The following is a 21,264-nucleotide window of genomic DNA, read 5'->3' as shown; positions in this document are numbered from 1 at the left end:
GCTGCGGGCTGCACAACCAGTGGGGGGCGACCGAGGTCTCGATCGACTCCACGGAGCACGCCTGCGTGTCCGACGACGGGGCCCGCCGGGAGGTTCCCGTGGGGCGGCCGATCTCGAACAACCGGGTACACGTGCTGGACGCCGACATGCGACCGCTCCCTGCCGGAGTGGCGGGCGACCTCTACCTCGGCGGGGTGGGGCTGGCCAGGTGCTACTGGTGCGATCCCCGCAGGACCGCCGAATCCTTCGTGCCGGACCCCTTCTCCTTTGGCGGGCGGCTCTACCGGACCGGGGACCGGGGCCTCAGGCGGGCCGACGACGAGATCGTGTTCCTCGGAAGACAGGACCACCAGGTCAAGATCCGGGGGATCCGGATCGAGCTGGGCGAGATCGAGCAGACGCTCCGCCTCCACCCCGAGGTGGCGGAGGCGGTCGTCACCGTCTGGCAGCGGGGGACCGACGACCGGGTGCCGGTCGCCTACCTCACCCCCGCCGGTGACCGGCGGCCCGAACCGGAGGCGCTGCGGGAGTTTCTCGCCGTCCGGTTGCCGCTCTCCATGGTCCCTGCCTCCTACGACGTACTCGACGTACTACCGCTCACCGCGAGCGGGAAGGTCGATCGGGGCGCCCTGCCCGCGCCGGCGGCAGGGGAGGCCTCGCCGCGGGAGGTCGTCCCACCCCGCACCGAGGCGGAACAGCTCGTCGCGGAGGTCTGGGCGGAGGTGCTCGACCGCGCGGACCTGGACGTCCATGACAGTTTCTTCGCTCTCGGAGGCCACTCGCTGTCGGCGGTCCGCGTCGTCACCAGGCTCCGCAGAGCCCTGGACATCGAACTCCCACTGAGTCTGATCTTCGAACACCCCCGCCTCGCCGCGCTGGCGAAGGCGGTCGAAACCGAGCTGGCGGCCGACATCGCCGCCGCGGAGACCACGGGCGCGACCCCCGAGAGGAGATAGGCATGTCCGAGCAGGGGAAACTCCACGGTGCCGGCCGGAACTCCCGCACCGGGCCGGCGCGCGCCTTTGGCGGGGACGCGCTGTCACAGCGCCTGCGCGCGGCACGGAACCGCCTGGGCGCCGGTACGCCGTCAGGCCCGCCGCCCGGGGAGAGGCCGGAACGTCTCGTGCCCTCGTTCGCCCAGGAACGCCTCTGGCTGCTCGACCGGCTCGCCGTCGACTCCACCGAGTACAACGTCCACCAGCTCGTACGGCTCCGCGGGGCTCTGGATCTGGACGCGCTGGAGAGAGGGCTGACCGCGGTCGTCGACCGGCACGAGGTGCTGAGAACCGTGTACGCGGATGAGGAGGGCTCCCTCAGGCCCCGGGTGCTGCCCAGCGCGCCCGTCCGGATCACCACGGAGGACCTGCACGCCGAACCGCCCTCCCATCGGGAGCGGGCGGCGATGGCCCTGGCACGGGCGGCGGCGCGGCGGCCGATCGACCTGGCCAACGGGCCGATCATGCGCGTCACCCTGATCCGGCTCGCCCCGGACCACCACCTGCTGCTCGTGGTGGTGCATCACATCGCGGTGGATGGGTGGTCGTTGGGGGTGTTGTGGTCGGAGTTGTCGGTGGTGTACGGGGGTGGGGTGTTGCCGGTGTTGGGGGTGCAGTACGGGGATTACGCGTGGTGGCAGCGGTGTGGTGGGGGTGTGGATGTGGGGGCGCAGGTGGGGTATTGGCGGGAGCGGTTGGCGGGGGTGGGGGATGGGGGGTTGCCGGGGGATCGGGGGCGGCCCGGGGTGCGTTCGGGGCGTGGTGGGGAGGTGTGTTTCTCGGTTTCCGAGGTGGTGGCCGGGCGGTTGCGGGGGTTGGCGCGGGGGCGTGGGGTGACGTTGTTCATGGTGTTGCTGGCGGGTTTTCAGGCGGTGGTGGGGCGTTATGGGGGGCAGCGGGATGTGGTGGTGGGTAGTCCGGTGGCGGGGCGGGGGCGTGCGGAGTGGGAGGGGTTGATCGGGTGTTTTGTGAATACGTTGGTGTTGCGGATGGATATGTCGGGGGGTGTGAGTTTTGGTGGGTTGCTGGAGCGGGTTCGTCGGGTGGTGGTGGAGGCGTTCGCGCATCAGGATGTTCCGTTCGAGCGGTTGGTGGAGGAGTTGCGGCCCGAGCGTGATCTGAGTCGCAATCCCCTCTTCCAGATCATGTTCAACCTGGATCAGGACGAGACCGCTCCGCTGCGGCTCCCCGGAACCACCGCGGAACACGTCCCGCTCGGCGGCGGCACCTCGAAGTTCGACCTGAGCATGACGCTCGTCGAACGGCAGGACTCGCTGGAGGGCGTTCTCGTCTACGCCACGGATCTCTTCGACCACGCGACTGCGGAACGGATCACTCGCTCCTACCTGTCGCTGCTGGAGGCGGTGTCCGCCGAGCCCGACCGTCCGCTGTCCGAACTCCAGTTGCTCGATCCCGACGAGCGACGGCTGCTGGTGGAGGAGTGGAGCGGCACGACCGGCGCTGGGCATCCGGACACCGTGCACGACATGATCCGCAGGCAGGCCCTGCGCACCCCCGGCAGGGTGGCGGTGACCGACGGGCGGCGCTCGCTCAGCTACGCCGAGCTGGACGAGCGCTCGACGCGTCTCATGCGCGTGCTCCGCGCTCGCGGCGCGCGGGCGGGGACCCGCGTCGCCGTCTGCCTGGAGCGTTCGGCGGAGCTGCCGGTGGCGCTCCTGGGGGTGCTCAGATCGGGGGCGGCCTACGTGCCGGTGGATCCGTCGTACCCGCCCGACCGGACACGATTCATGATCGACGACAGCGGGGCGCAGCTGGTGCTGACCCAGCGGTCGCTCGCCGCGGGTCTCGGCTCCGTGGAGCCGGAGAGGACGATCCTCCTCGACGGCGGCGGCCCCCTTCCCGAGGAGGCCGAGCAGCCGCTCGCCGACACCGCCGGGCCGGTCACGGCGGATGATCTGGCCTACCTCATCTACACCTCGGGTTCCACCGGCAGGCCCAAGGGCGTCATGGTCCCCCACGGCGGCGTCTCCAACTTCGCGGTGGACATGGTGGAGCGCCTCGGGATGGGGGCCGACGACACCGTGTGCGCCATCACCACGCTGTCGTTCGACATAGCCGTGCTGGAGCTGCTGGTGCCGCTCACCTGCGGCGCCACCGTCACCGTGCTGGACCGGGAGACCGCCGGCGACGGTGTCCTGCTCGGTGCCGCGCTTGCGCGGCGGGGGGTCACCCTGCTCCAGGCCACCCCCGCCACCTGGCACCTGCTCCTCACCGCAGGATGGGAGGGAGCCCCGCTGCGCGCGGTGTGCGGGGGAGAGGCGCTGACTCCCGTGCTCGCCCGGCGGCTCTTGAGCAGGGTGCCGGTGCTGTGGAACCTCTACGGTCCCACCGAGAGCACGATCTGGTCGGCCGCGCACCTCGTCGGCCCGGTCGCCGGGGAGCGTTCGACCCCCATCGGGAGGCCGATCGCCAACACCAGGATCCACCTCCTGGACGAGGAGATGTGCCCGGTCCCGATCGGTGCCGTGGGGGAGATGTTCATCGGTGGCTCCGGAGTGGCCAGGGGGTACTGGCGGCGCCCGGCGCTCACCGCCGAGCGGTTCGTGCCCGATCCGTTCGGCGCGGGGGGACGGCTGTACCGCACTGGAGATCTCGCGAGATGGCGGTCGGACGGGACCGTGGAGTTCGTCGGGCGCGCCGACGACCAGGTGAAGATCCGTGGCCATCGGGTCGAGATCGGGGAGGTGGAGGCGGCCGTCGCGGGTCACCCCGGTGTGGCCGCGGCCGCCGCCGCGGTTCGAGGAAGCGGGGTGGAGGCCCAGCTGGTCGGCTATTTCGTGCCCGGTCAGGCAGGTGCCGACCCGGGTGGGATCCGTGACCACCTGGCTGAGACGCTTCCCGACTACATGGTGCCCTCGGTGCTGGTCGAGGTGGAGGCACTGCCGCTGACCCCGAACGGCAAGGTGGACCGCGGGGCCCTGCCCGAACCGGGCGGGGCGGACTCCGCCGGGCACGCCCCCTTCGTGGAACCCCGTGACGAGACCGAGCGGGTGGTCGCCGGGACGTGGGCCGAGGTCCTGGGACGGGAGCGCGTCGGTGTCCACGACGACTTCTTCGCGCTGGGCGGCCACTCGCTGCGCGCCGCGCAGGTCGTCGCTCGCCTGCGGATCGCCGCCGGTGTGGAGCTTCCGCTGCGCGAGGTCTTCCGGCACCGCACGGTGGCCCGCCTGGCGGAGGCCGTACGCTCGGCGGCCCCCGCCGCTCCGTCCGTCCCGCCGCGTCCCGCGAGCACACCGGCGCCGTTGTCGTCGGCGCAGGAGCGTCTGCTCTTCCTGGACCGGCTCCGTCCCGGCCAGGCCGACTACAACGTCCCCTCCGTGCTGCGGCTGCGAGGACCGCTGGACCGGGACGCCCTGACCGGCGCGCTCACCCAGGTGGTCCTACGCCACGAGGTGCTGCGGTCCAGGTTCGTCTCCACCGAGGCGGGCCCGGTGCAGATACCGGTTCCCGAGCCGGCGTTCTCGATCGGGTTCACCGACCTCTCCATGCTGCCCCCCGGGGCCGCCGAGACCGAGGCGTTGCGGCTCGCCGAGCGGGAGGCGGGTCTTCCCTTCGACCTCTCCGAGGCGCCGCCGATCCGTGCCCGGCTGGTGCGGCTGTCAGACGACGACCACATCCTTGCCGTGGTGGTGCATCACATCGCGGTGGATGGGTGGTCGTTGGGGGTGTTGTGGTCGGAGTTGTCGGTGGTGTATGGGGGTGGGGTGTTGCCGGTGTTGGGGGTGCAGTACGGGGATTACGCGTGGTGGCAGCGGTGTGGTGGGGGTGTGGATGTGGGGGCGCAGGTGGGGTATTGGCGGGAGCGGTTGGCGGGGGTGGGGGATGGGGGGTTGCCGGGTGATCGGGTGCGGCCGGGGGCGCGTCCGGGGCGTGGTGGGGCGGTGTGTTTCTCGGTTTCCGAGGCGGGGGCCGGGCGGTTGCGGGGGTTGGCGCGGGGGCGTGGGGTGACGTTGTTCATGGTGTTGCTGGCGGGTTTTCAGGCGGTGGTGGGGCGTTATGGGGGGCAGCGGGATGTGGTGGTGGGTAGTCCGGTGGCGGGGCGGGGGCGTGCGGAGTGGGAGGGGTTGATCGGGTGTTTTGTGAATACGTTGGTGTTGCGGATGGATGTGTCGGGGGGTGTGAGTTTTGGTGGGTTGCTGGAGCGGGTTCGTCGGGTGGTGGTGGAGGCGTTCGCGCATCAGGATGTTCCGTTCGAGCGGTTGGTGGAGGAGTTGCGGCCCGAGCGTGATCTGAGCCGCAATCCCCTCTTTCAGATCATGTTCGCCGTGGAGGACGATGACACGGCCACCGTTCGGCTGCCGGGGATCGAGGCATCCTCGATCTCGGTGGGAAGCGGCACCTCGAAGTTCGACCTGAGCGTGACGATGTCCGACCGCCCGGACGGGCTCTCCGGGTCGGCGGTCTTCTCCACCGACCTGTTCGAACGCGACACGGTGCAGCGGCTGATGGACGGCTACGTTCGGTTGCTGGAGGCCGTCGCCTCCGCTCCCGACGAACCCATCTCAAACCTGGAGCTCCTGCCGCAGGACGAGCGGCGGCGGGTCCTGCGCGAATGGAACGACACGGACGTGCGGTTCACCGTCGCCTCCTGCCCGCACGACCTGATCGCCGAGCAGGTCAGGCGCTCTCCCGAGGCCGTCGCCGTCGTGGACCCCCATGGTGACCTCACATACGCGGAACTGGACCGGCGCTCCAACCAGGTGGCGCGCTGGCTTCGCAACCACGGGGTCGGCCCCGAGATCGCGGTCGCCGTCTCCGTCGAACGGTCCGCGGGGCTGGCCGTCGCCATGCTCGGGGTGCTCAAGGCGGGAGGGGTCCATGTGCCGGTGCCCGTCGGCCACCCGCTCCACCGCCGGGAGTTCATGATCGCTAGCAGCGGGGCGCGGGTGCTGGTCACCGGGACGGGCGAGCGCGACGGCACCGGAGGAGCGGGACTACCGGTGCTGGCACTCGACAGGGAGTGGGAGGCGGTCGGGGAACTTTCCGCTGAGCGGCTGGACTCGCTCAACCATCCCGACAACCTCGCGGCCCTGTACTACACCTCCGGTTCCACCGGGCAGCCAAAGGGGGTGGCGCTGACCCACAGGGGCGTCGTCAACTACCTGGGCCATCTGGCCACGGCCTACGGGCTCACCGGCGACGACGTGGTCCTGCAACTCGCGGCCCCGGGTTTCGACGCCTCCATCCGCGACATCCTGGGACCGCTGACGGTGGGAGCTCGCACCGTGCTGGTGCCCCACAATGTGGCCGAGGACCCCTACGCCGTCCTGTCGGCGATCGCCGGGTACGGCGTGACGAGTCTGCTGTCCATGGTCCCGTCGATGCTCTCGGCGCTGAGCACGGCCGCGCGATCGGCCGACGCCGACACGGGTACCCTCCGTCTCGGCCTGGTCAGCGGTGAGCCGCTCACCCCCGCCCACGTGTCGCAGGCTCGGCGGCTGGGAGGCGGGCTGCGGCTGGTGAACCTCTACGGGCCGACCGAGTGCACGATGACCTCCACCTTCCACCACGTCGCCCGCTCCGACGCGGAGGCATCGCGGATCCCGGTGGGCCGCCCCATCGCCAACACCCGCTGCTACGTCCTGGGCCCCGAGCTGGAACCCCTCCCGGCCGGAGCGGTGGGCGAGCTCCACATCGCCTCGCCCGGCCTGGCCAGGGGGTACGCCGGCGATCCGTCGCGAACCGCGGAACGCTTCGTCCCCGACCCCTACGGCGTGCCGGGCAGCAGGATGTTCCGTACCGGTGATCTGGTGCGGTGGCTGCCGGACGGGGACCTGATCTTCCACGGCAGGAAGGACGACCAGGTCAAGATCAGAGGTGTCCGGGTGGAGCCCGGAGAGGTCGAGGCCGCGCTGCTGCGCCACCCGGCCGTCGCCGCGGCCGCGGTGACCGCCCACGGGGAGGGGGCCGAGCGGGAACTCGTCGGATACCTCGTGCCGGGCGGATCCTCGATCGACGTCGCCGCCGTACGGGACGACCTCGCGCTGTCGCTGCCCAGCCAGATGCTGCCCTCGACGATGGTGGTGATGGAGAGCCTCCCGCTGACCAGCACCGGAAAGGTCGACAGGGGCGCGCTGCGACCTCCGGAGCGGCGCCACGAGCCAGGTCTGCCTCCCCGCGACCTGCTGGAGCTGAACATGGTCAGGATCTGGGAGCGGGTCCTCGGCCGCGAACCGGTCGGCGTGACCGACGACTTCTTCGCGCTGGGCGGCCACTCCCTCAAGGCGGTCGAACTCGTCGACGCGATCCATCGCGATCTCGGAGTGCTGCTCCCCCTCAACACGCTGTTCACCCGTCCGACCGTGGAGCGGCTCTGCGGCCTGATGGCCGACGAGGGCGACCTTTCCGCCGTCGGACGGCGGCTGGTGGTGCCGCTGAACGAGAGCATGCCGGGGCGTCCGGCGCTGTTCCTTGTCCATCCGCAGTCCGGCGACGTCTGCTCCTACCTCCACCTGGCCAGGGAACTACGGGGACGGGTGAACGCGTACGGGATCGAGGCGGTCGGATACAACACGCCCGATACCCCGCTGGGCGACATCGGGGAGATGGCCGCGCGTTACCTGGCGGAGATCCGTTCCCTGGCCCCGCACGGTCCGTACCTGCTGGCCGGATGGTCGTTCGGAGGGAACGTGGCCTTTGAGATGGCCGCCCTGTTGGAGGAGGCGGGGGAGGAGGTCGGCTTCCTGGGGATCATCGACGCGCGGGCCTTCGGGGTCGACGAGATCGACGACTGGTACCGGGCGGAGAACGCCATCGCGCGCTACGGCATCGTCGCGGGGATCTCCGGCCAGGAGATCAGGGACCGCGACGAGCGCGAGGTCCTTGAGGTGCTGCTGCGTGACGCCCATGCCAGGGGCCACCTGCCGCGCAGGGCGACCACCGAGACGATGCGCCGCATGGTCGCGGTGTTCACGGCCAACGGCGAGGCGGCCGACCGGTACCGGCGAGACGGCAGGATCGCCGCCGACATCCACCTGTTCAAGGCCTCCGACCTGCATCCCACCCTGACGAACCCCAGGGTCGACCCCCTCAGCTGGGGCGAGCGCACGACCGGAGACCTCCACCTCGTCGGCCTCCCCGGCAACCATCACGATCTCGTGCTGCCTCCCTATGCCAAGACCCTCGCCGAGCGGATCGCGTCGGCACTGGAGGTCGCCTCCCCCGAGGACCGTCCTCCGATGACCGCCCCCCGATGACCGGCTACGGCGGTCGCGTACGACCGGCAGAACCGACAGAGAGGACAACGTCATCGCCATCACACGACTGGGCATCATCGGGGGCGTCGGGCCGCTGGCCGGAGCCCACTTCTACCAGAGGCTCATCCAGCTCTCGCCGGCCGTGCGCGACGAGGATCACCTGCCGGTCGTGATGGTCTCCGAACGGATTCCCAGCAGGGTGCGGCACCTGATCCACGGCGGCCCGAGCCCCCTGCCCGCACTGCGGAGAGCCGCGCGGGCCCTCGTTCTGAGCGGCGCCGACACCATCGCGGTCCCGTCCGCCACGACCCACGCCTACCGGAGCCGACTCGCCGACGAGGTGGCGGTTCCCGTGCTCGACCTGCTGGCCAGGGTGGGAGAGGCATTGACAGGCCTCGGCTGCGCGCGCCCGGTACTGCTCGCCACGGTGGCGACCCGGCGGCTCGGGCTGTACGAGCCGCACCTTCCGGAACCGATGAAGGCGCGGTATCCGACAGACCAGGGGCAGCGGCAGGTGGACGGCATCATCGACGCGGTGAAGCGGGGCGAACCGCTGGAGGCGCTACGCGAGCACCTCAGCCACCTGCTGTGCGAACGTCCCTGGCCGGGCGACGCCGACTGCGTCGTCCTCGGCTGCACCGAGCTGTCGGTCGTGGCCCCGGCGATGGCCTGCCTCCCGCTGCTCGACGTCACCGACGTGCTGGCCAGGACGGTCGTCACCCAGTGGGAACCGGTCGCGCCGCGGGGCGGGGAGGAGCTTCCGTGCCCGAGCTGAGCTCCGGAGTCTCCCGGGACGGCGCGCTGCGCGGGCGCGGCTCGATCGTCGCCTCGCTGGTGGCGGGCCAGCTGATCTCCTCCACCGGCTCTCAGATGACCTGGGTCGCCCTGCCCTGGTTCGTCCTGGTCACGACGGGGTCGCCGGTGCGGGCCGGTGCGGTGGTGGCGGCCGAACTGCTGCCGATCGCCCTGTTCGGCATCCCGGCGGGGCGTCTCGTGGACCGGCTCGGCGCACGGGGGACGCTGCTGCTGTGCGAGGCGGCGCGGGCGCCACTGGTCGCCGCGATCCCCTTTCTGCACGTCTCGGGGGCGCTGTCCTTCCCCATCCTGCTCGGCATGGTGTTCGTGCTCGGCATGTTCTTCGCTCCCTACTACGCCGCACAGCGGGTGGCCGTGGCGCAGGTCGCCGGGGCCGACGAGCGGCGCGTCGGTGTGTCGAACGCGTTCCTTCAGGCCGCCGCGAGGCTTCCGGTACTGGTCGGCTCGGCCGCCGGCGGAGCGTTGATCGGGCTCATCGGGCCGCTGCCGGTGCTGTACGTCAACGCGCTTACCTTCCTGCTCTCCTTCGTCCTGGTGGCCGTGAGCCTGCCGCCCTCCCCGAGGAGCCGGCCGGGGGAGGACCGGCGTGCGACGCCCTTGCTGGCCGGTCTGACGGCCATAGCCGGGCATCCGTTGCTGCGTGCGGTCACGCTGACCGGCGTGCTGAGCGAGCTGGCCTTCCAGGCACTGCAGGTCGCGCTGCCGGTGCTGGTGATCAGCCGGTACGGGGAGGAACCGGGCTTGACGGGCGCGTTTCTCGCCGCCTGGGGGGCGGGCGCCCTGACCGGCTGCCTGCTCGCCGCCGCCGCCATCCTGCGGGTCCCGGCGCGCCGGCTCGTCGCCTGGGGAGCGCTCGCGCAGAGCCTGCCGCTGTGGGCGCTGCCCGTCACCTCGTCCGCCGGGATCGCGATCACGGTTCTCGCGCTCTCCGGGATCGCCAACGGAATGTCCGTCGCCCCCAAGACCACTCTGCTGACCCTGGGCGTCGAGGAGTCCGTCCGGGCACACACCATGTCCGCCTACATCACCGCGCTCACCCTCGCGGGACCACTCGGCGTCCTGCTCGCCGGACTTGGGTTCGCCTCGCTCGGCGTGGAGCCGGTGCTGGGAGCCATCGCGGCTCTGGGCACGGTCGCCGGCCTGGGACTGTTCGCCGCCTGCCGCAACACATAGGGAGCGAAGTTGAAGATCAACGCTAGAAGCGAGGAAGACCTGGCAACCGGGTATCTCGCCGGCCCCGGGCAGCGAGGCCGGGACCAGGTCCTGGAAGGGCTGGGCCAGGCGCACGGCCACCACGGCGAGCTTCTGCAGGGGGTTTTCGAGCAGGGGGCGCGCCTGCACCGGGGACTGGTCACCCTGCCCTGCCCGATGTTCGCCACCCGGGTGCGGGTGGACCTGACGTCACGCGAGCCCGAGCTCTCGGTGCAGCCCTCCTGGAAGACCAAGGCGCTGAAGGCCGCCCGGGTGACCCTGCGCGAGTGTGGGGCGCCCCTTCTCGGCGGGCGCGTCACGCTGGAGAGCAACGTGGAGGTCGGACGGGGGTTCGGATCGTCCACCACCGACGTCACCGCGACCATCCGGGCCGTGCTCGACGCACTGGAGCGTGAGATGTCGTCCGAGCGCGTCGCGCGGATCGCGGTCGAGGCCGAGGTGGCAGCCGATCCGCTGATGTTCGATCGCATGATCCTCTTCGCCCACCGCGAGGGCGCGGTCCTGGAGGACTTCCAGGCGAGGATGTGCCCGGTGAGGGTCCTTGGGGTCTCGCTGGGAGACGGCGCGGTCGACACGCTCGAACTGTCGCCGGCCCGCTACGACCCGCGGGAGATCGAGTCCTTCCGCCTGCTGAGAGGAACCCTTCGCCGCGCGGTCCTGACCGGGGACCTGCGGGCGATCGGCAGGGTCGCCACGGCCAGTGCCAAGCTCAACCAGCGCTTCCTCGCGACGCCCGGCTTCGCCGCCCTGCTGTCCGCGGCCTCCGGATCGCAGGCCGTCGGAGTGCAGGTGGCGCACAGCGGCACCATCGCCGGTCTGCTGTTCGATCCCGCGGAACGGGAGGTGGAGACGAGGCTTGGGGAGGCGGAACGGCACCTCCTCGACCACGGGTTCCAGGAGTTCTGGCGATACGACTTCGGGAGGTGATGGCGATGGCTCAGGCGCTCAGGCTCCGTGAACCGTTCAGCGACGCCGTCGACAGCGCCATGCTGCCGAGGGTCATCGACCTCGGCGGAGGTCTGTACGGCGCGGCCTTCACGCTGATGAAGCTGCTTCCGGCCCGTTTCATCCTGCGCAGGGCGGCCGAGCGGGGCGAACTCGAACCGGGAACGACCGTGATCGAGACGACGTCCGGGACCTTCGGGCTGGGCCTGGCCATGGTGTGCCGGTTGAGCGGCAACCCTCTCATCCTGGTGGGTGACCCGGCCATCGACCGGGCGCTCAGGCGGCGGCTGGAGGAACTCGGAGCCAGGGTGAGCATCGTGTCCGGCCGGGCGCTGGACAACGGAGGAGTGCAGCAGGCGAGGCTGGACCGGGTCGCCCGGCTGCAGCGGCGCCACCGCTCCTTCTTCACGCCCGGGCAGTACGACAACCCGCTCAACCCCGTCTCCTACGGCATCGTCGCCGAACTCCTCGCCGAGAGTCTGGGGGCGATCGACACCCTGGTCTGCCCGGTGGGGTCGGGAGGTTCCTCCTCGGGCATCGCCTCCTTCCTCAGGCTGGTCTGGCCGGAGTTGCGACTGGTCGCGGTGGACACGCCGGGCAGCGTGCTGTTCGGTGCCCCGCCGGGGCCTCGCCCCCTGCGCGGGCTGGGCAGCGGCATCATCCCCAAGGTCCTGGACCATACCCTCTTCGACGAGGTCCACTGGGTCGGCGCGTCCCATGCCTTCGCGGCGACGCGCCGGCTGCACATGACGCACTCGCTGTACGGCGGTCCGACCAGTGGCGCGGCCTACCTGGTCGCGCGCTGGTGGGTGAGCCGCAACCCCGGCGCCAGGGTGCTCGCCCTCATGCCGGACGAGGGGCACCGCTACCAGAGCACCGTGTACGACGACCGCTGGCTGCGGCGGCACGGCCTGACGGCCACGGAGCCGCTCGCCGGTCCCGTCGACATCGACCACCCCGGCCAGGTCGTCCCCCCGTGGACACACCTGCGGTGGGGGCGGCGCAGCAGGTGGCAGGTCACCGGTTCCGCGGAGGGGGTACATCGTCCTTGAACGACGTTCTGGTCCTCATTGAGAGCAACACCTCCGGTACCGGCCGGCTGTTCTTCGACAGCGCGGTGAAACTGGGGTTGCGTCCCGTCCTGCTGTCGGCGGATCCCTCCAGGTACCCGTTCGCCGATCTCCTGCCCGAGGTGGAGGTCGTTGACACCGCCAGCCGCGACGCGGTCGTGTCCGCCTGCCGGCGGCTGTGGTTGCGCGGTGCGAGGCTGTGTGGCGTCCTGACGAGTTCCGACCACTACGTGCCGATGGCCGCCGCGGTGGCCGGATGGTTCGGCCTGCCCGGCAATCCACCCGGTGCCGTGACGGCGGCCAGGGACAAGGCGGCCCAGCGCGCGATCCTGGCCGGGGCAGGGGTCCCCCAACCCCGCTTCGAGCAGGCGGCGACCGCGGACGAGGCGATGGTCCTGGCGGCGGGAATCGGCCTCCCCGTCGTCGTCAAGCCGGTCACGGGAAGCGGCAGCCATGGGGTGAGGCTGTGCCGTACGGGCGAGGAGGTGGCCCGGCACGCCGGCCGCCTGCTCACCATGACCCGGAACGAGCGGGGTTTGCCGGTACCGTGCCGCGTCCTGGTCGAGGAGCACGTCACCGGCCCCGAGTACTCGGTGGAACTCCTCAACGGCCACGTCGTGGGGCTGACGCGCAAGCACCTCGGGCGACCGCCGCTGTTCGTCGAGATCGGCCACGACTTCCCCGCCGACCTGCCCGCTCCCGTCGCGGACGGCCTGAGCTCGACCGCCTCGGCCGCCGTGCGAAACCTCGACCTCACCACCGGGCCCGCACATGTCGAGCTGCGCTTGGGGCCCTCGGGGCCGCGGCTCATCGAGGTGAACCCGAGGCTGGCCGGAGGCTGGATCCCGAGGCTGGTCCACGAGGCCATCGGCGTCGACCTCATCACGGAAACCGTCCGCGGGGCGGCGGGAGGCACGCCGCGGATCCGGCCGGAGGCCTCGGGCGCCGCCGCGATCCGGTTTCTCCTGATGGAGCGGGCGGGGGTGCTGAAGGGGTTCACCGGGCTGGAACGGGCCCGGCAGGTCCCTGAGGTCACGGAGGTGTCGCTGTACCGGGAGCTGGGAAGCGCGCTGTGCCCTGCCGGTGACTTTCGGGATCGCATCGGGCACGTGATGACCCGCGAGGCCCACATCCGGCGCGCCGCCGGGGCCGCGGAGGAGGCGGCCCGGCTGATCCGGCCGGTGATCGACGGTGAGGAGGAGGACGGTGGAAGATGACACCGGGCGGCTGAAGGTCCCCGTCTCCGCCGAGATACGCCGCATGCTGCTGGAACCGCCTCCCCCGGGTCGTCCGGGCTGGAAGACCGAACTCGACGGCGTCTCCCTCGTGGACCTCGCACACGTGGTCATGCTGGTCGAGCGCGGGATCGTCGACAGGGCAGCCGGTGCCGGACTCCTCGCGGCGGTCGTCGACCTCCGGCGACGGGACTACGCCCCGCTCGACGGCAGGCCCATGGCGCGCGGCGTCTACCTGGCCTACGAGCACCACCTGATCGAGCGTCTGGGAGAGGGGACGGGCGGGGTCCTGCACACCGCCCGCTCCCGTAACGATCTCAACGCCACCTGCCTGAAGATCCGGCTGCGCGATCCCTGCCAGGCGCTCCTGTCCGGCCTGGTGAGGCTGGGCGTGGTGACGCTCAACAGGGCGCGCCGCTACCAGGAGGTCGTGATGCCCGCCTATACGCACTCCCAGGCGGCGGTGCCGATCACATACGGGCACTACCTGCTCGGCCTGTGTGCCGCGCTGAGCCGTGATGCCCGGGCTCTGCTGCAGGCGGCCGAGGCACTGCGGGAGTGCCCGCTCGGTGCGGGGGCGGTCGGAGGAACCACCCTGCCGATCGATCCGGCGCGCACGGCACGGCTACTGGGGTTCGCGGCCCCGTCGCTGAACAGCGTGGACGCCGTCGCGTCCAGGGACGTCGTGCTGCGGCTGCTGGCGGCGTCGGCGACGCTGGGTACGACGCTGGACCGCGCCGCCCGCGACCTGCTGCTCTGGTCCACCGCGGAGTTCGACATGGTGACCGTCCCCGACCACCTGGTGGGCTCCAGTTCGATGATGCCCCAGAAGCGCAACGCCTTCGTCCTGGAACACGTCCAGGGCAAGACGGCGGCGGCGCTCGGCGGGTTCGTCGCCGCAGTGGCAGGGGTACGGGGGACCTCGTTCACGAACTCCATCTCCGCGGGGACCGAGGCCGTCTCCCACGTGTGGCAGGCGCTCGACGAGACCACCCGTGCAGTGATCATCTTGCGCATGGCCGTCAGCGGCACGACACCCAATTCCGAGGCGGGCCTGCGCAGGGCCAGGGCCGGTCTCACCACCGCGACGGCGATCGCGGAGCGGCTCGCCGGCTCCGGGATGCCCTTCCGCCGGGCGCACCACGAGGTGGGGGCCGCCGTCCGCGCGGTCCTGGAGGAGCGGGGCGGCTCGCTCGTCGAGGCGGTGGCGGCGCGGGTGGGCGACGCGACGCCGCTCTCCGCCCAGCTCGACGACCCCGGAGCCGTGCGCGCGCAGACCGACTACGGAGCCGGGCCAGGCCCGAGGTCGTTCGCGTACGGGCTGGGCGAGCTCCGCGCCCGGTGGCAGGACATCCGTACGGAGCTGGGCGAGGGTTCGCGGTGGCGGCGGGAGGCCGGGAAACGGCTCAGCCACGCGGTCACGGAGATCTGCGGGATCGCCGACCCGCTGGCCACCCACCCGTACCAGGCAGCCGAGGAGAGGGAAGCACATGACGACGTCTGACGTGGCTCCCACGGGAAGAACCGTGGAACTGCGCAGCGACACCTTCACCACGCCCAGCCCGCACATGCTCGAAGCCATGGCACGGGCGGAGGTGGGCGATGACTGTTATGGCGAGGACCCCACGGTCAGGGCGCTGGAGCGCAGGGCCGCCGAACTGCTGGGCAAGGAGGCGGCCTGTTTCCTGCCCAGCGGCACCATGGCCAACCTCGTGTGCCTGCTGGCGCACTGCCCTCGCGGCAGCAAGGTCATCGTCGGGGATGAATCGGATATATACGTTTATGAGGCAGGGGGTGCCTCGGTGTGCGGAGGCGTGGTCTACTACCCGCTCCCCACCGCGGAGGACGGCACCCTGGCTCTCGACGACGTGGCGGCGGCCTTCCCCGACGACCCCGAGGATCCCCAGTTCGCGCTGCCGGCCCTGCTGTGCCTGGAGAATCCGCACAACCGTTGCGGAGGGCGGGTGCTCGCGCTCCCGTATCTCGCCGACGCCGCCCGCCTGGTAGGCGAGCGCGGCATTCCGCTGCACCTGGACGGAGCCCGCCTCTTCAACGCCGCGATCGCCGCCGCGACACCGCCCGAGACCATCGCAGCCCATGCGGACTCAGTGCAGTTCTGCCTCTCCAAGGGGCTGGGGGCGCCCGTCGGCTCCGTCGCGGTCGGCACCGGGCCGTTGATACGGCGGGCCCGGCGCGCCCGCAAGATGCTCGGCGGGGGTATGCGGCAGGCGGGCGTGCTCGCCGCCGCGGGCCTCGTCGCGCTGGAGGAGATGCCCACCCGGCTCGCCGAGGACAACGCCAACGCCCGTCAGCTGGCTCAGGGGCTCGCGGAGCTGGAGGGGGTGGAGATCGCCTCCCCTCCCGAGACCAACATGGTCTTCTTCAGGATCACCCATCCCGGGGTGGAGCAGCGGCTTTTCATATCCCGAGCCGAGGCGTCGGGGGTGCGAATCGCAGAACTGGGCCATGGAAGGATCCGGGCCGTCACCCACTCCGGGGTCGATTCGAAGGATATCGAGTATGCCGTGGAGGTCTTCGCCGCGGCGTTGCGGACAGCCGGAACGACGGTCCCGACCGGGAAATCGAGTGCGATATGGAGGTGATCGTATGAATGAGACGGTCGAGCGGTGGGAGGTCGTCGTGAACGACGAGGAGCAGTACTCCGTATGGCCCTGCCGGCGGCCACGTCCGGAGGGCTGGCACCCCGCCGGGTTCAGCGGTTCGAAGTCCGAGTGCCTCGACCACGTGGAACGCGCGTGGACCGACATGCGTCCCAGGAGCCTGCGGATTCACATGGAGAGTGCGGAGATATAAAACATGAAATACCACCTGGTGGTAGAGGTGTTTGCACATCTGCCGCCAGGTGGAAATTATTACCTAATAGCGCAACGCGCGTTATGTAGATATGAATGAGCCGAAATAAGATTGAGTCTTAACTTGACTCACAGGTTTACTCGCCAGTAGGCATTTGTTACTATTTGGTCGCTAATTAGATATTTGGATGACCTGATGGGGGATGTCATGGGGGGCGTCAAGACCCGGATCCTGCTGGTGGACGAGCAGGAGATCGCCCGGCGGGGGGTCTGTGACATCGTCGCATCCGAGAGCGACCTCGAAGTGGTCGGCGAGGTGCGAAACGGCCGCGACGCGCTCCCCATAGCGGCCTGCACCCGGCCCGACGTCGTCATAACGGCGGCGGAACTCCCCGACATGGACGGGGTGGAGGTCGTGCGTGCCCTTCGGGGCAGCGCCACCTGCTCAGAGGTGGCGGTGATAGTGATCGCCGACCGCGACTCCGACGTGGTGCTGGTGAACGCCCTCCGGGCGGGGGCGAGCGGGTTCCTGGTGAGGAACTGCAGGGCGGGGGAGTGGCTCAACGCCATCTACGCTGTCACGAGGGGGGCCGCGTACCTCGCCCCGCCCACCATCCGGCGCTTGATCGACAACTTCCTCATCCTTCCCCTGATGCAGTCACCCGAGGCGATCCCGCCCGAACTGAGTGACCTGAGCGGGCGCGAACTCCAGGTCGTCCGCGCGGTGGGCCTCGGCAAGTCCAACCGGGAGATCGCCCGTGAGCTCTCGGTCTCGGAGGCGACGGTGAAGTCACACGTCTCGCGGATACTTGCCAAGCTGAACCTGCGCGACCGCATCCAGATGGCCGCGCTGACCTGGTGGCTCGGTCTGGTGCCGCTCCCCGAGGTCGCGTGCGATGCCACGGGTCTCACCGACCGCGTGGTGCTCGACCAGGGCTGACCTTCCGCCGGGGACGTCGCCTTCCGGCCCGGTGGGGCCGCTGTCGCTCGTCCGACACCGCGCTGCGCAGCCTGGCGCAGCGGACCACGGCCTCGGGCTCGGTCGAGGCGCCCTTTGTCTACCGGTGTGGAGGCAGGGGTCAGCCCGCGGACTCGAAGAACAGGGCGACCGCGACGGCCCCGGGGTCGGGGGCTCCCAGGGCGGCCTCGCCGACGTAGCTGGCCCGGCCCCGGCGGGCGGTGATCGAGGAGGTGGAGTCGGCTCCGGCGCGGGCCGCCTCCGCCGCCGACCGCAGTGCCTCCACCGCGGGGACGTCGTTCCCCGCCGCCTCGGCCAGGGAGTCCGCCGCCGGGGCCATGGCGTCGACCATCGTCCTGTCGCCCACGGAGGCGGAGCCCAGCCTGCGGACCGTGGCCACTCCGTTCCTGGCGGCGTCGGCGAGCAGGGCCGTGGTGAAGGCCGGACTGCCCTGCCCGGCCAGCGCGAACTCGCGGAACCACATGCCGAACAGCGGCCCGCTGGTGCCGCCGGAGTGTTCGAGGAAGGCCGTCGAGAGGCTGGAGAACGGCGCCCCGGCGTCGGCGGGGGCGGGGGAGAGCTTCGCCTTGGCCCTGGTGAGCGCGGTGACCATGTTGGTGCCGAAGTCGCCGTCCCCGCTGCGGCGGTCCAGCTCGGTCAACTCCTGAACCCGATCGTCGATCCGGATGATGAACCGCTCGATCCACGACAACACGGCCTGGGGTTCGAGGTCGTTCATGGGTTTCTCCTTCGAGTACCGGGACGGGACGCGAGGCCGGTCGATTCGCTCTCACAGGGTGGCTGACCTGCGACGATGCTCCATATGCGGAGAACCGGGCCGGGGTGGGGCCGGTCAGCTGACCGTCGCCGACCGCCGGAGCCGTGGGCGGGTCACCAGGTGAGGGCCGCGGTGCGCACCGGGTCGTCCCACAGGCCGACGAGCTCCTCGTCCGCGCGGATCAGGGTGACCGAGCAGCCCGCCATGTCCAGAGCGGTGACGTAGGAGCCCACGAGCTGCCGGGCGATGGTGACACCTCGTGCGTCGAGGAGCCGGGTCACCTGCCGGTAGGCGGTCAGGAGCTCCAGCTGGTGGGTGGCGCCGAGGCCGTTGACGATCACGAAGACCGCGTCCCCCCTGCTCAGCCCGAGGTCGTCGGCGACCGGCTCGGTCAGCGCGGCCACCAGCTCGTCGGCGGGGGCGACGGGGATCTTCCGGACTCCCCGCTCGCCGTGGATGCCGACGCCGAACTCGACCTGGCCCACTTCCAGGTCGAACGAGGGTACGGACTGGCCGGGGTGGGTGCAGGCCCGCAGGGCCAGGGACATGGTCCGGGCGTTGCCCGCGACGCGGCGGCCGAGCGCGGCCACCGTGGACAGGTCGGCGCCCCGCTCGGCGGCGGCGCCGCAGATCTTCTCGACGGCGACGACGGCGGCGGTGCCCCGCCGCCCCGGGCCGCCCTCGACGGAGGTGTCGGTGGCCAGGTCGTCGTCGACGAGCACGGTCTCGGTCCGGATGCCGCCGGAGACCTCGGCGGCGATGGTGAAGTTCAGCACGTCACCGGTGTAGTTCTTGACCACGTGGACGACGCCCCGGCCGTCGTCGACCGCCTCGGTGGCCGCCTGGATCTGGATCGCGGTGGGGCTGGCGAAGACGGCTCCCGGCACCGCGGCGTCCAGCATCCCGTACCCCACGAAACCGGTGTGCAGGGGCTCGTGCCCGGAGCCGCCGCCGGACAGCACGCCCACCTTGTACGGCCGCCGGTCATCGGCCCTGATGACGAAGCTGGGGTCGCGGTTCCAGCGCAGCCGCCCCCGCCGGCTGAGCTCCAGCCCTTCGAGCGCCTCGGCGACGAGCTCCTGCGGGTCGTTGACCAGCTGATGTGCGGCCACCTGGCCCCTCCTTGCGTCGCGAACGCTGTTTTCCTACCCGGCTTCACCTCCTTGACGCGAAGGCTTCGTCGTCGGCATGACCCCATGGGTGATCCGGGATGTCCTGGGTAAGGGCTGGGAGATGCCCCCTTGCACAGGTATGGGCAGGTGGGGAGATCGATATTGCCCCGGAGGTGGTCTCATGAAGGAGCAGCCGGGAACGCATGACCATCCGAAGAGCGCGCTGAACCTGCGGCTCGCTCTGGCGATCTTCGGGCTGGTGGTCTGTACGGCTCTGGCGGTCTTCGCGACACAGGCCGGGATCACCGCGCTCGCCGTGGCCCTGGCCGTGCTGGCGGCCATCGCCGTCGTGGACATCGTGGTGGTCGGGATCCGGATCGTACGGAGACGTCGGCGCGGTGAGCGGCACACCTTCTTCGAGTAGGTCATCCGTCCTGGCCGCGCTCGGCCGTGTCGGCGGGGTCCGTGAGTTGGAGACGGACTGAACGGCGGCCCAGGCGCAACAGCGGCGGGCAGGTCAGGCGGATGCCCGAACGGGTGGACCGCCTTCGATCTGGGGCGTAAAGGGCAGGCCCAGCACTACTTCGGTCAGGCGCTCAAACTGGCGAAGATCGCCGGCGACTCGCTGACGGGTGCCTGGGTGCTGACCACCATGACGATCCAGGCGCTCTACCTGGAGCAGCCCGCCTGGGCGGTACGGCTGGCCAGGGCTGCCGTGGACACCGCTCAACGGGACCAGGACACGCCGCGTGCCATGGCCCGCTTTTGAGCAGGGAAGCCTGGGCGACAGCCTTGCAGGTGCACATGAGTGACGCGGGCGACGGTCACGGCGCCAAGCGGGTAGAGCAACTCCTCACAGAAGTTGAGCGGCTGTACGCCCAAGGCGCCACCGACCGAGATCCGGCCTGGGTCGCCTGGTTCGAGCCAACGGAACCCGTCGCCGAGGCGGGCATCTGCTGGTCGCTCATCGGCGGTCCGCCGCCTGCGTGGAGGCCGTTTCTCCGTGAGTACGGTGAGCGTCGCTTCCGCTCGGCCCAGCTCAGCCGGGTCAGCGCCGCCGATGCCTGTCTGGGGTTGGGTGAGCTGGAACAGGCCATCGACTCGGCGCGGACGGCCATCCCGATGGCCGGATCACTGACCTCGCCTCGGCTGGTCGGGCGCATCCAGAAATTCTCCGACCGGCTGGAGCCGTACAGTGCGACCATCCAGGTCAGGGAGTTTCGTGCCTACCTGGACCGCGAGCTCGTCTCCTGACCCCCGCCGGATCGAAGATGACGGAAGCCCGGTCGGGGCCGGGCTCATCTGGATACAGCACCGCTACCGCCATCCCCGGCCAGGCTGGGCCGCTGTCGCGGTGAGGTCGTTTCCCTGGCGGGACTCGGGTAGATGCCGCTGCTTTGGACTGTGCACCCCCGCCGCCCCTCGTGGAGGCGGTTGGAACGGGGGCGGCTTGAAGGCGGAGGTCCCGTACAGCATCGGCGGGGCGGTCCTTCGCCGCCGCACCGATGCCACATCCACCTATGGCCTGTTGGGGAAGTCCGGCCGGTTGGGCATGTCCGGCCTGCTGGGCATGTCTGTCCTGTGTGGCATGTCTCCTCGGTGGGACATGTCTCCCTTTTGTCCCATGCCGGGCATTCTCTTGGAGCCCACCGCCACCGCTCCCAGCCCGAGCAGGAAGATGACGACGCCGGTGACGACGTTGTTCCAGATGTTCGCCGTCGTCGCCGAGCCGGTGACCCAGGGAGAGATGATGGTCCAGATTCCGATGATCGGCACGATCCAGCTGATCCCGTACGTCCGGCCGTAGGCGGACGCGAATCCCAGGGCCAGGGCGGCGACCGCGAGGCCGGTGACGAGGTTGCTGACGGTGAGCCTGGACAGGCCGTTGAAACCGACCACCCATGGAGAGATCGCCAGATACAGCCCGGCCAGGAGGCCCAGTCCGTCGATGACCTGCGCCACCGAACTGGAGCCCGCCCGTTCGTACCTCGCCCGCATCTCGATGAGATCGGGGTGTTGCTCCAGGCTTGCGGGTCTCATCATGACCCATGCCCCCTTCCGGTTTTCATGCGAAATTCGATTTCATGCGAAAGCGAATTTCTACCGGTATACC

At 70.7% G+C, this 21,264-nt stretch carries 17 protein-coding genes; 14 read left to right on the top strand and 3 right to left on the bottom strand.

Features of this window, described 5'->3' with window-relative positions:
• The 11 genes from ABT130_RS10700 to ABT130_RS10650 all read left to right on the top strand — a co-directional run.
• A partial coding sequence (locus ABT130_RS10700) for a non-ribosomal peptide synthetase (protein ID WP_350954615.1) occupies positions 1-956 on the top strand: 956 nt, incomplete at its 5' end.
• Between the two features lie 2 nt (positions 957-958).
• The gene (locus tag ABT130_RS10695) at positions 959-8,212 is read left to right on the top strand and encodes a non-ribosomal peptide synthetase (protein ID WP_350954612.1); all 7,254 of its coding nucleotides are present in this window, start codon (positions 959-961) and stop codon (positions 8,210-8,212) included.
• 52 nt (positions 8,213-8,264) lie between these two features.
• The gene (locus ABT130_RS10690; RefSeq protein ID WP_350954621.1) at positions 8,265-8,987 is read left to right on the top strand and encodes an aspartate/glutamate racemase family protein; all 723 of its coding nucleotides are present in this window, start codon (positions 8,265-8,267) and stop codon (positions 8,985-8,987) included.
• On the top strand, positions 8,975-10,201 hold the full coding sequence (locus ABT130_RS10685; protein WP_350954609.1) for an MFS transporter: 1,227 nt from the start codon (positions 8,975-8,977) through the stop codon (positions 10,199-10,201). The genes ABT130_RS10690 and ABT130_RS10685 overlap by 13 nt, the downstream gene beginning before the upstream one ends.
• 9 nt (positions 10,202-10,210) lie before the next feature.
• Positions 10,211-11,167, top strand: coding sequence for a GHMP family kinase ATP-binding protein (locus ABT130_RS10680; protein ID WP_350954606.1), 957 nt, complete (start codon positions 10,211-10,213; stop codon positions 11,165-11,167).
• A gap of 5 nt (positions 11,168-11,172) precedes the next feature.
• Positions 11,173-12,237 (top strand): cysteine synthase family protein, encoded by a 1,065-nt coding sequence (locus tag ABT130_RS10675; protein WP_350954603.1) that lies wholly within the window; start codon positions 11,173-11,175, stop codon positions 12,235-12,237.
• A complete protein-coding gene (locus ABT130_RS10670) occupies positions 12,234-13,472 on the top strand; it encodes an ATP-grasp domain-containing protein (RefSeq protein ID WP_350954600.1) in 1,239 nt (412 codons plus the stop codon). Before ABT130_RS10675 ends, ABT130_RS10670 begins: the two co-directional genes overlap by 4 nt.
• Positions 13,462-14,994 carry an argininosuccinate lyase gene (gene argH, locus ABT130_RS10665; RefSeq protein WP_350954597.1) on the top strand — a complete coding sequence of 511 codons (1,533 nt, stop codon included), beginning with the start codon at positions 13,462-13,464 and terminating at the stop codon, positions 14,992-14,994. Before ABT130_RS10670 ends, argH begins: the two co-directional genes overlap by 11 nt.
• Positions 14,981-16,093 carry a low-specificity L-threonine aldolase gene (ltaE, locus tag ABT130_RS10660; protein ID WP_350954594.1) on the top strand — a complete coding sequence of 371 codons (1,113 nt, stop codon included), beginning with the start codon at positions 14,981-14,983 and terminating at the stop codon, positions 16,091-16,093. Before argH ends, ltaE begins: the two co-directional genes overlap by 14 nt.
• 4 nt (positions 16,094-16,097) lie before the next feature.
• On the top strand, positions 16,098-16,304 hold the full coding sequence (locus tag ABT130_RS10655; protein WP_350954591.1) for an MbtH family protein: 207 nt from the start codon (positions 16,098-16,100) through the stop codon (positions 16,302-16,304).
• A 195-nt stretch (positions 16,305-16,499) separates the two neighbouring features.
• Positions 16,500-17,243, top strand: coding sequence for a response regulator (locus ABT130_RS10650; protein WP_350954588.1), 744 nt, complete (start codon positions 16,500-16,502; stop codon positions 17,241-17,243).
• Between the two features lie 139 nt (positions 17,244-17,382).
• Here ABT130_RS10650 and dhaL read toward each other — a convergent pair whose 3' ends face one another.
• Together dhaL and ABT130_RS10640 are read right to left on the bottom strand one after the other, a co-directional pair.
• Complete coding sequence (dhaL, locus tag ABT130_RS10645) at positions 17,383-18,000, bottom strand: dihydroxyacetone kinase subunit DhaL (RefSeq protein ID WP_350954585.1); 618 nt, start codon at positions 17,998-18,000, stop codon at positions 17,383-17,385.
• 152 nt (positions 18,001-18,152) lie between these two features.
• Positions 18,153-19,151 (bottom strand): dihydroxyacetone kinase subunit DhaK, encoded by a 999-nt coding sequence (locus tag ABT130_RS10640; RefSeq protein WP_350954582.1) that lies wholly within the window; start codon positions 19,149-19,151, stop codon positions 18,153-18,155.
• Between the two features lie 181 nt (positions 19,152-19,332).
• Between ABT130_RS10640 and ABT130_RS10635 the strand changes: the two genes are divergently transcribed.
• Genes ABT130_RS10635 through ABT130_RS10625 form a run of 3 tightly spaced genes read left to right on the top strand, consistent with a single transcriptional unit; the run spans position 19,333 to position 20,405 of the window.
• The gene (locus ABT130_RS10635; RefSeq protein WP_350954579.1) at positions 19,333-19,575 is read left to right on the top strand and encodes a DUF6343 family protein; all 243 of its coding nucleotides are present in this window, start codon (positions 19,333-19,335) and stop codon (positions 19,573-19,575) included.
• 57 nt (positions 19,576-19,632) lie between these two features.
• Positions 19,633-19,920: an NsdA family TPR-like regulatory protein gene (locus ABT130_RS47760; RefSeq protein WP_502992115.1), complete on the top strand. Its 288-nt coding sequence runs from the start codon at positions 19,633-19,635 to the stop codon at positions 19,918-19,920.
• A gap of 35 nt (positions 19,921-19,955) precedes the next feature.
• A complete protein-coding gene (locus ABT130_RS10625; RefSeq protein WP_350954573.1) occupies positions 19,956-20,405 on the top strand; it encodes a hypothetical protein in 450 nt (149 codons plus the stop codon).
• Positions 20,406-20,669: 264 nt separating this feature from the next.
• Here the strand turns inward: ABT130_RS10625 and ABT130_RS10620 are convergent, their stop codons facing one another.
• On the bottom strand, positions 20,670-21,194 hold the full coding sequence (locus tag ABT130_RS10620) for an SPW repeat protein (protein ID WP_350954570.1): 525 nt from the start codon (positions 21,192-21,194) through the stop codon (positions 20,670-20,672).
• Positions 21,195-21,264 lie beyond the last annotated feature (70 nt).

Source organism: Streptosporangium sp. NPDC001681, assembly GCF_040298085.1.
GTDB lineage: Bacteria > Actinomycetota > Actinomycetes > Streptosporangiales > Streptosporangiaceae > Streptosporangium.
This window is presented reverse-complemented; position numbering and strand designations above follow the sequence as displayed.